Origin of the sequence: Photorhabdus sp. RM71S (assembly GCF_042879355.1) — a bacterium.
Taxonomy (GTDB): Bacteria; Pseudomonadota; Gammaproteobacteria; order Enterobacterales; family Enterobacteriaceae; genus Photorhabdus; species Photorhabdus kayaii.
The window spans coordinates 27728-39597 of record NZ_JBHFKV010000033.1; the positions used below are offsets into that span (position 1 = coordinate 27728).

Genomic DNA, 11870 nt, shown 5'->3' on the forward strand with positions numbered 1-11870 from the left:
GATGAACACATAACGTCTCAGGATAGGCGGTTGCCGTGGCATTCCAAGTTTCCAGCAACAACCTGCGCTCTGCCGGAGATAGAATATCAATTTCTCCGACCGGCTTTTGAGGGTTAGCCACCATCGCTTGCAGCACCGCATGCAGATATCCCACTTGCCGTTCCATTGTCGATAGATCAAACAGAGCCGTGGCATAACTCAACGCCCCAACAATCCTGCCTTCCTCTTCTAACAGGTTGAGCTCAAGATCAAACTTGACAGCATCAACGGCTTGATCGACCGGCGACACCGCCAGCCCCGGTAATCCCCATTCCGTGCTTTCATTGTTTTGCCAGGCAAACATCACCTGGAATAACGGGGTATGCGCCAGTCGGCGCGGCGGTTGCACGATTTCCACCACCTGCTCAAACGGTAAATCCTGATACTCCTGTGCCGACAATGCGGTTTGCCGGACTCGCGCCAGTAATTCCGTCACAGACAGTTCACCCGATAAATCCATGCGCAACGCCAGCGTATTGACAAAGAAGCCAATCAACGGCTCCACTTCCCGACGACTACGGCCCGCGCTCGGCGTTCCAATCACCACATCTTCCTGACCTGACAGGCGCGACAAGACTATCCCCCAGGCTGACAACAACGTCATAAATAAGGTGACGCCCTGCTGTTCACTCAGGCGCTTAAGGGCCGTTGTTAATTCCACATCCAGATCAACCAGCACGGCATCTCCGGCAAACGACTGCTCCAGTGGACGAGGCCGATCAGTAGGCAAATCCAACAGAACCGGCGCGTCAGCCAGCATTGCACGCCAATAGTCAGACTGAACCTGAATACGTTCAGCCGACAGCCACTGACGCTGCCAGGCGGCGTAATCCGGGTATTGAATCGCCAATGGCGGCAAGGGATCGGATTGTCCGGCCATAAACGCCGTATAGAGCGCATTCAATTCCTGTATCAGCACATTGGCAGACCAGCCATCGGAAATAATGTGGTGCAAAGTCAGCAAAAACTGATATTCGTCATCAGTGATCCGGATGAGAGCCGAACGGATAAGCGGGCCGCTTTCGAGGTCAAATGACGCGTGGGCCTCCTCCGTACTCAGGCGCTCAAGAACTTCATCAGCATCCGAAACTCCGCGCAGGTCATATTGAGATAACAGTAAGCCGCTATCCGGTTCCAACAGCCGTACTTGCGGCTGACCATCTACAGAGACAAAGATAGAACGTAACGCTTCATGACGGGCAAACAAGGTATCCAGCGCCTTTTGCCAGGCCATGACATCCAACTCACCACACAAACGCAGGGCCATCGGAATATGATAAGTTTCACTGACGCCCTCAAGTTGTGCCAAGAACCACAAGCGCTGTTGCGCAAATGACAACGGTAATTCCCCTTCACGGGATATCGGCACAATGGCTGGCAGGATAGTACCCGGTTGCTCCTTTCGGGTCTGCATAGCCTCAGCAAATGCCCTTAACGAAGGGAATTTAAACAGGGTGGTTAGCGGCAATTCAATACCCAAAGCGGCTACCCGATTCATCACCCGTACCGCCAGCAACGAATGGCCGCCCAAGGCAAAGAAATTGTCATACCGGCTGATCTGTTCAACGCCCAGAACTTCACGCCAAATCACCGCCAGAGCCATTTCCATTTCTCCCTGTGCCGCCTCATAAACCTGACGGGCCACGGCTTCATTGTCTGGCGCCGGCAGCGCTTGACGATCCAATTTACCGTTCGGCGTTAACGGAAACGCATCCAGCCGTACAAAGGCCGACGGCACCATGTAATCAGGCAACTGAATGCTCAGATGTTCACGTAAACTGTTAATCAACCCCTCGTGAGCTTCTGCCGCCACATAGGCCACCAGCCGTTTTTCCTGCCCTTCCCCCTGTGCCAATACCACCGATTCACTCACCGCCGGATGTTCCACCAACCGAGATTCAATTTCCCCCGGTTCAATGCGGAAGCCACGGATTTTAACCTGCTGATCGTTACGGCCCAGGAATCCCAGATTACCGTCCGGCAAATAACGGGCTAAATCCCCGGTGCGGTACATCCGGGCATCCGGCACATCACTAAATGGATCAATCAGGAACCGTTCTGCCGTCAAGTCAGGGCGATTGAGGTAGCCACGCGCCACGCCCGCTCCCCCAATATAAATTTCCCCCACCACCCCCAACGGCACCGGTTGACCATATTCGTCCAGTAAGTAAAGGTAGGTGTTGGCTATCGGACGGCCGATACTTTCAATGATCCTGTCACCCCGCTGTATCGGCAACCAAGCAGAATAGGTTGTTGTTTCAGAAGGTCCATAGAGATTACACAACCGCTCTATTTGCGTGTCTTCGAAAATCTGCTCAATTAAGGCGCCTTTCAGCGGTTCCCCCGCCAGATTGACAGTATGAACCGACGCCATCAGCGCCCTAGCCTGCAATAATGGTTTCATCGCAGACGGGACTGAGTTGATCAAGGTCACCGGCAGGGTATGCTGCATCAATGACAGCGCATCACCCACCAGATAAATCGCCGCACCGCGAGATAACGGCATAAAACATTCAAAAATTGACAGGTCGAAATTCATCGACGTTGAGAAAAGCACCTCACGGATCGCTTCCGTTTCAAAAGCCTGCTGTGCCCAATGCAGGAAGTTAACCGTATTACGGTGCTCAATCATCACCCCTTTGGGCACCCCCGTGGAGCCTGAGGTATAAATCACATAGGCCAAATGCCGGGAAGTCAGCGCAGGTACCTGTGGATTACAATCCGGTTGATCAGGCAAAGTATTTGGGTTAAGTACTGTCAGTCTGGTCAGCGCTTCCTCACCCAGTGCAACCCAGCCAGCTTCATCTGCCAGCACCACGGCCGGAGCAGCATCGGTTAGAATATGAGCCAGACGCGCGCCAGGATAAGCCGGGTCTAGCGGCACATAAGCCCCGCCCGCTTTCATCACCGCCAACAATCCCACCACCATTGCCGGTGAACGCGTCACACAAATCGCTACCCGTTGGTCAGGTACGACGCCCAGTGCGATAAGTTGATGGGCCAGGCGGTTGGCACGGGCATTTAATTCAGCATAACTGAGCGTTTGCTCTTGATACACTAACGCTGTCGCGTCAGGGGTTTGCTCCACCTGTTGTTCAAATAATTGATGAATGCACAACTGGTCAGGATAAGCGGCTTCCGTGGCATTCCAAGTTGTTAACAACAAGGTACGCTCCGCTTCCGGCAGAATTTCCAACTGTCGTACCGGCATTTGCGGGGCCTGTTCCAGCGCTGTCACCAAACTCTCCAGCGCTTGCTGCATATAACCGCACAAGCTTTCCGGCTCAAACGGCCGCACTACTTGAGCCGTCAGCCCCAGAGCATCACCAAAATCTTCTACCGATAGCATTAACGGATAGTTGGTCCGCTCCTGTGCGCCAAGAAACTCAATACCGTTCATCAAATCATCTGACGTTACCGGCAAAGTATTGTGCCGATAGTTCAGCAAGCTGTTAAAGAGGGGGATCTCACCCTGTACGCCGCTGCAACGCTGGGCCAGCGCCAGTGATGCATGTTCATGCGCCAATAATCCGGCCAATCGGGTATGGGCAACCTGCACACTCTCCCGTACCGGGGTCTCATCCATATCCAACCGTAACGGCAAAGTATTAATAAACAGCCCCATGCCATTGTCAGCCCCATCTCCCGCCGCCATACGCCCAAACAGCACCGTGCCGAACACCACTTGATCTTGCCCGCTGGTACGCGACAACACCTGTGCCCAAGCCAGATGACACAAGGTCGCCAGACTAACACTCAAACGTCGGGCCTGACTGCGCAAACGGTTATTTAGCTCAGGCGCTAACATCCGGTGAGATTCAGCCACCTGCGAGCCATCACGATGCACTTCCGTCAACCCGAACGGTAACGTGGGTTCATCCACCCCGGCTAACATGCCAGTAAAGAAACGGGTATGTTCCTCCTGACTCATCCCCAACCGGGCCTGCGCTACCAGATTACGGAAAGGTGCCGGTGTAGGCAGGCTCTCCTCCTGACCTGCCAGATACGCCTGCACTTCACGGTGCATCACTTCCATCGTTTCATGGTCGCCAATCAGGTGATGCAGCAGTTGCAAAAGAACCCAACGGCCATCAGTTTCTTGTGCCACCACAAAACGTAATAGCGGTGCTTCCCTCAAATCAATACGATGCTGACGCGGATCAAAACGCTGGGTTAACTGCTCACTGACCGGACCATCAATCGGGTTTAGTGTTAGTTCCGTCACCGATAAGGTGGCCTGACGCCAGACTACCTGCGCCGGGACTGACAATCCTTGCCAGATAAAAGCGGTACGCAGAATATCGTGGCGATCAACCACCCGCTGAACCGCTGCCAGATAACGATCCAACAGCGCCCGGTCAGCAAAGGCCATCTGACTGAACAATAGATAGGGATCACCTTCATTCTCCAGCAAATGGTGGAACAAAATGCCATCCTGCAATGGCGACAGGGCATAGATATCCTGAATATTGGTTACCCCTCCCGGCACCTGCCCGACGATGCAGTCAATATCAGCCTGAGTCAAATCAATCAGCGGCAACATTGCCGGCGTCAACTCTGTGGTTGCTGGCATAATGACGTTAGGCGGCACTTTCACAGCCTGATGCTGTCCTAATGTTTGCGCCAGATCTGACAGCACCGGCGACTGGAACAGATCACGCGCCGTCAGTGTCAATCCCAAGTGACGCAAGCGTCCAATCATACGTACAGCGAGCAACGAATGACCACCCAAGGCAAAAAAGCTGTCATACCGACTTATTTGCTCAATGCCCAATAATTCACGCCAAATTGCCGCCAGCGCTATTTCTGTTTCTCCCTGGGGCTCAGCGTAAACCTGACGGGCAACAATTTCATTGTCCGGCGCCGGTAACGCCCGATGATCCAACTTACCGTTTGGCGTCAACGGAAAAGCATCCAGCCGCACAAAGGCCGTTGGCACCATATAGTCAGGTAAAATAGTGCTCAGGTGAGTATGCAGGCTGTCCACCAGCCCGTCATCCTCTGATTCCACCACATAGGCCACCAGCCGTTTATTCTGACCTTCCCCCTGTACCAACACCGCCACTTCACGCACCGTTGGATGCTCGGCTAACCGGGCCTCAATTTCCTTTGGTTCAATGCGGAAACCGCGGATTTTAACCTGCTGATCGTTACGGCCCAGAAATTCCAGATTGCCGTCTGGCAGATAACGCGCCAAATCCCCAGTGCGGTACATCCGGGCATCCGGGTTATCACTGAATGGATCGACAAGGAAACACTCAGCGGTCAATTCAGGACGATTAAGGTAACCACAGGCCACCCCATCTCCCCCCACATAAATCTCTCCGACCACCCCCAGCGGCACCGGCTGACCATAGATATCCAACAGATAAACCCGCGTGTTGGCTACCGGTCGGCCAATCGGGATGTTGGTCGCTTCCGGTGCTACTGCATTGATACGGTATGTGGTCGTAAAGGTGGTGCCTTCACTCGGCCCATAACCATTTAATAGCTGCTGTGGCGGACTCGTGCGCAGTACCTGACCGATGACATGCGGATCAAGGGCATCTCCCCCAACAATCAAGAACCTTATCTGCGGCAAAACCGGAGACAATTCTTCTACTAGCTGGTTAAACAATCCGACACTCAACCACAGAACAGTAATTTGTTGAATCTGTAGAACCTGTACAAACTCTAACGGCGTCAGCAAAGTGGCGTGATCAACGACCACTAACGCGCCACCATTAAGCAATGGAGCCCAGACTTCAAACGTGCTGGCATCGAAAGCAGGGTTAGCGGCAAAGGCCACTCGGTCATCTGGTTCGATTTCAGCATAGCCATTGTTGATCACCAGCCGGACCACCGCACGATGCGGCACCAATACGCCTTTAGGTATCCCGGTAGAGCCAGAGGTGTACATGATATACGCTAACTCAGTGCTGGAACGCGGTAAGTCAAGGTTAAGGCGATCTTCCTCGTTGTCTGTATCTGTCTCATCCGAGAGACGAAACAGCGGCACAGCCAGATCCGCCGGAATATCCACCCGCGTATCGGTGAGCAGTAACTTGGCTGCACAATCACTTATTAGCCAGTTTTTCCGCTCATCCGGCACATTGGGATCTATCGGCACGTAAACAGCGCCAGCTTTGAGAATTGCCAATTGGGCTATCACCAGTTCCACCGAGCGAGCGAGCAAAAGCGCAACATGCTCACCGGGACACACCCCTTGTTCGATGAGCTGACGAGCCAACCGGTTAGCGCGGGCATTTAATTCGGCATAACTAAGGGTCTGATCTTCATACACTAATGCTATCGCGTCAGGCGTTTTCTCCACCTGTTGTTCAAACAACTGATGGATACATAACTGATCAGGATAGGCGGTTTCCGTGGCGTTCCAGCTTTTTAACAGCAACGTCTGTTCCGCTTCTGGCAGAATTTCCAATGCCCGAACAGCCATATCCGGGGCTTGCTCAAGAGCCTCCACCAGACTTTCTAGCGTCCGTTGCATATAGCCGCATATCCGTTCTGACTCAAACGGTTGCACTACCTGAGCGGTCAGTCCCAGAGCATCGCCAAAATCCTCCACTGACAGCACTAACGGGTAGTTAGTTCGCTCCTGTATGCCAAGGAATTCAATACCGCCAATCAGTTCATCTGATGCTGCCGATAAGGCATTATGCCGATAGTTCAGCAAGGCACTAAAAAGCGGCGTACCGCTGGCAACCCCACTGCACCGCTGAGCCAGCGCCAGTGACGCATGCTCATGCGCTAATAATCCAGCCAATCGGGCCTGGGCAGCCTGTACACTTTCCCGTACCGGGGTTTCATCGATATCCAACCGCAATGGCAAGGTATTAATAAACAACCCCATGCCGTTGTCGGCGCCATCCGCTGCCTGCATACGCCCAAACAGCACGGTGCCGAACACCACTTGTTCCTGACCACTGGTACGCGACAACACCTGTGCCCAAGCCAAATGACACAATGCCGCCAGACTGACCCCTAAACGCCGAGCCTGACCGCGCAGACGATCATTCAACTCAGGCGCCAACATCCGGTGGGATTCCGTCACCTGTGAGCCGTCGCGGTGCACCTCTGTCAACCCGAATGGCAGCGTCGGTTCATCCACCTCCGCCAGCATTTCGGTAAAGAAACGGGTATGTTCTTCCTGACTTACCCCCAGTCGGGCCTGAGCCACCAGATTGCGGAAAGGTACCGGAACAGGCAGGCTCTCCTCCTGACCCATTAGATACGTCTGGACTTCGCGGTGCATCACTTCCATCGTTTCATGGTCGCCAATCAGGTGATGCAGCAATTGCAGCAGTATCCAACGGCCATCGGTTTCCTGCGCCACCACAAAACGCAATAACGGCGCTTCGTTCAGGTCGAGACGATGATGACGCGGATCAAACTGCCGGATTAACTGCTCACTGACCGGACCATCAACCAGGTTTAATGTCAGTTCAGTCACCGATAAAGTGGCCTGACGCCAGACTACCTGCGCCGGTACTGACAATCCTTGCCAGATAAAAGCAGTACGTAAGATATCGTGGCGATCAACCACCCGTTGCACCACCGCCAGATAACGATCCAACAGAACCCGATCAGCAAAAGCCATTTGCCCCGTCAACAGATACGGATCACCTTCGTTTGCCAGTAAGTGGTGGAACAAAATACCGTCCTGCAACGGCGACAGAGCATAGATATCCTGAATATTAGCGATCCCGCCCGGCACCTGCCCGACGATGCGGTCAATGTCAGCCTGAGTCAAATCAATCAGCGGCAACATCGCCGGCGTCAGCGCCGTAGTTGCTGGCGTAATAACGTTAGGCGGTACGATCACAGCCTGATGCTGTCCCAACGTTTGAGCCAGATCTGACAGCACCGGCGATTGGAACAGATCACGCGCCGTCAGTGTCAATCCCAAGTGACGCAGGCGTTCAACCACCCGTATCGCGAGTAGCGAATGACCACCCAGAGCAAAAAAGCTGTCATACCGGCTTATCTGCTCAATTCCCAGTAATTCACGCCAAATCGCCGCCAGCGCAATTTCTGTTTCTCCCTGAGGCGCTTCGTAAGTCTGACGGGCAAAGGCTTCACTGTCAGGTGCCGGTAGTGCACGACGATCCAATTTACCGTTCGGCGTTAGCGGAAACGCATCCAGCCGCACAAAGGCTGACGGCACCATATAGTCAGGCAAAATAGCTTGCAGATGAGCACGCAGACTGTTCGCCAGCCCGTCATGGGCTTCCGCCACCACATAGGCCACCAGCCGTTTATCCTGCCCGTCCCCCCGAGCCAACACCGCCGCTTCACGCACCGTTGAGTGCTCTGCTAACCGGGCTTCAATTTCCCCGAGTTCAACGCGGAAGCCGCGGATTTTAACCTGCTGATCGTTTCGGCCCAAGAATTCCAGATTGCCGTCCGGCAGATAGCGGGCCAAATCCCCGGTGCGGTACAGGTGAGCATCCGGGTTATCACTGAACGGATCGGTAAGGAAACGCTCGGCGGTCAATTCAGGCCGATTAAGATAACCACAGGCCACCCCATCTCCACCCACATAAATCTCCCCGACTCCCCCTAACGGCACCGGCTGACCACAAGTATCCAACAGATAAACCCGCGTGTTGGCTACCGGTCGGCCGATCGGGATATTGGTCGCTCCCGGTGCGACTGCATTGATTCGATATGTTGCCGTAAAGGTGGTGCCTTCACTTGGCCCATAGCCATTTAATAGCTGTTGTGGCGGGCTGGTGCGCAGTACCTGACCGACAACATGGGGATCAAGGGCATCTCCGCCGACAATCAAAAGCTTTATCTGCGGCAAAACCGGAGACAGTTCCGCTGCCAGCCGGTTAAACAACCCGACACTCAACCACAGAACCGTCATTCGCTGAATCTGTAAAGCCTGTACAAACGCCTGCGGCGTCAGCAAAGTGGCATGATCAACAACCACTAATGCGCCACCATTAAGCAACGGCGCCCAGACTTCAAACGTGCTGGCATCAAAAGCCGGATTAGCGGCAAAAGCCACTCGATCATCCGGTCCAATTTCAGCATAACCATTATTGATAACCAGCCGGACTACCGCACGATGCGGCACCAAAACCCCTTTAGGTGTCCCGGTAGAACCGGAGGTGTACATGATATACGCTAACTCAGTGCTGGAACGCGGTAAGTCAGGATTGATGCGATCTTCTTCACAGCTCGTGTCTGTCTCATCCGAGAGACAAAACAGCGGCACAGCCAAGTTAGCCGGAATATCCACCTGTGTATCAGTGAGCAATAATCTGGCGGAACAATCATTTATCAGCCAGTTTTTCCGCTCATCCGGCACACTGGGATCAATCGGCACATAAACGGCACCGGCTTTGAGAATCGCCAATTGGGCTACCACCAGCTCCATAGAGCGCGCAAGCAGAAACGCAACATGATCACCGGGGCACACCCCTTGTGCGATGAGTTGACGAGCTAACCGATTGGCGCGGGTATTCAGTTCCATATAACTGAAGATTCTATCTCCAGCTATCAGTGCCGTTGCCTCCGGTTTTTTCTCTACTTGTTGTTCAAACAACTGATGGATACATAACGCCTCAGGATAGACGGTTTCCGTGGCGTTCCAAGTTTCCAATAACAACTTGCGTTCAGCCTCAGGTAACAAATTAAGCTGCCCAATGGGGATTTCATCACTCATCCTTTTTGATGATGCCAGTACCTGCAAATGCTCACTCATCCGCAGAATAACTTCCGGACTCAAGCGATTTTCATCATAGATCCAGCGAAAACCGCCCTGCGCATTCATTTGGAACGTCAGCAATTCGCCAGAGACCGTCTGATCACACGATTTGTCATCCTGTATTACAGAAACGGCGATCTGCCATGGTCGGCTTGTTCTTAATTCCGGGATAGACCGCAGTGAAGGAGAACGGGAAAGAAGATCACGACTAAATGTGCGGTGCCGCGCCAATCGGACAAGCTCGTTATCAATCCAGTCAGCTACCACAGACCACGGCTTATCAAACGCCACCTCAACAACCATCGGCACCACCGATGACAACCCAGCCAATATATCTGGTTTATCGTTTGCCTCATCCACACACCAACCGATTTGCAGTTCAGTCTGCTGAGTCAAACGCGCAAGATAGATAACGAATACCTGCAACAACGCCTGTAATGGATCTTCTCCAGCGTTTTTTAGCAATGGAGGCTGCCAGGGACTCATTCCCCATCGGGGTTCTGCCTGTTTCCCAATCATTTCAAAAGGCAACTGGAGTGGTTGCAGCGAGGCAAGACGCTTATACCAAAATGGTTCACTGGGTGCGAGTGTTTGCAGGGTATCTTTTACATTCTGCGCTTGTTGTGAGGAGAGTAAAGGAAGCTGTTTGCCCGGCCTAAGTTCCGATATATCGGCAAGCTCTCTGGCAGACAGCAAATCACCTTCAAGGGTAGCGAATCCCCCGATCCGCACATCCTCACTGCCAGTCGTCACCTGCCAGGCATCCTCCTCCACACTAATCAACGTACCGGGTATCCCCTCAGAGCCTGTGTTCAACCGCTCAAGCCAAGAAATTTGTACCGGGCCATGCCTCAGTAACAGTTTCGGGCAACCCAATGGATTTAAATAATTTTCCCCAAAATCCAATGCTCGCACTAAAGCTGACAGGACTTCTGCCGACTGCTCCCAACACAAATATCCCCCCCCATCGGGGCGACGCGACTGAGCATAAAAACTCCGTTGCGAGAGATCTTGAGGATAAGTCACCAGTGCGTCGCGCCCCAGATTTTTCAGTAGTTCAACAAATCCTTTCTGAGCCGCCTGATAACACTTCAGATTCAACGAGAAAGCGTTATCCTGTTCTTCAATCGATACCGGCCATTGCACAGCAATATCGCCAGTATCTACACCACCTTCAATGCAGTGCCAAGAAATAGCGTAATGAGTCTCCCGAGCTAACAACGCCCAGGAGGTTGCATGACTGCCCGCATAGCGTGGCAGAGGACTATTATGATAATTAAAAGCACTGCCACGAATTTGTTCAATGAGCGACCCCGGCAGGATGATTGGGTTGACGATTGAGAAAAGCCAATCGACAGGCTGTGACGTGATTTGTTCTTGTAATGCATCAACCGAGTTCACACAAGCAATCCCTTGCCGGGCAGCCCACGTTTGTAGAACCGTATCAGTAGGTAGCACTGCTTGTATGGTATGCCCTGCCGCCAGAATTTGCTCGGCGCAGAACACTGCAAGGGTCGTTCCCCCTACCACAACACATATTCGTGATGGAATCGATGTATCATACGTATTATGAATTATATTTTCACATGACATCTGAGAGAGAGCTTCATCTTTAAGAACATTTCCCGCTGTAGCAATGTTACCTTTCATCTATTACCTCAACGAATCTGTTAGAAATTTGAAAACTGTCATACCTGACAGCCATCACCAATATTTCTTTCTTACTTCTTGCCCCCAAGAAATAAAAACGGACACATCCGATATCAATGCAAGATATTCAGACACTGTGCCATCACTCAATTAACAACAACCAATCGGTCATTTTTTGATACAAATTCCACTAATAACCAAACAAATAACCTATCTTAATTACACAAATAAAACATTTTATTCTCGTTCCTATAAGGGCATTATTATATTCAATACCATAGAGAAACATTACAAATTACAATTAATTTCACTGCATATTATTTCACAACAATAAAACAATATGATAGATATAATAAAATATTGATTGTAACGAGATGTATTGCAATTAGATCGCTTTGTGACGTTATTTTTCTGACGCCCAGCAACATTTACCAGCACGTGGGGAAATATAGGATAAAATTTAATA

1 protein-coding gene (cut by a window edge) is annotated in these 11870 nt (G+C 52.1%); it reads right to left on the reverse strand.

Annotation, left to right across the window (positions count from 1 at the left end; genetic code table 11):
• Positions 1-11404: the 5' portion of a non-ribosomal peptide synthase/polyketide synthase gene (locus ACGF5R_RS16545; RefSeq protein WP_387691844.1), read on the reverse strand. It extends 25001 nt beyond the left edge of the window; 11404 of the gene's 36405 nt are visible here — the first part of the coding sequence; it begins with the start codon at positions 11402-11404; its stop codon lies off the left edge, out of view.
• Positions 11405-11870: the final 466 nt, after the last annotated feature.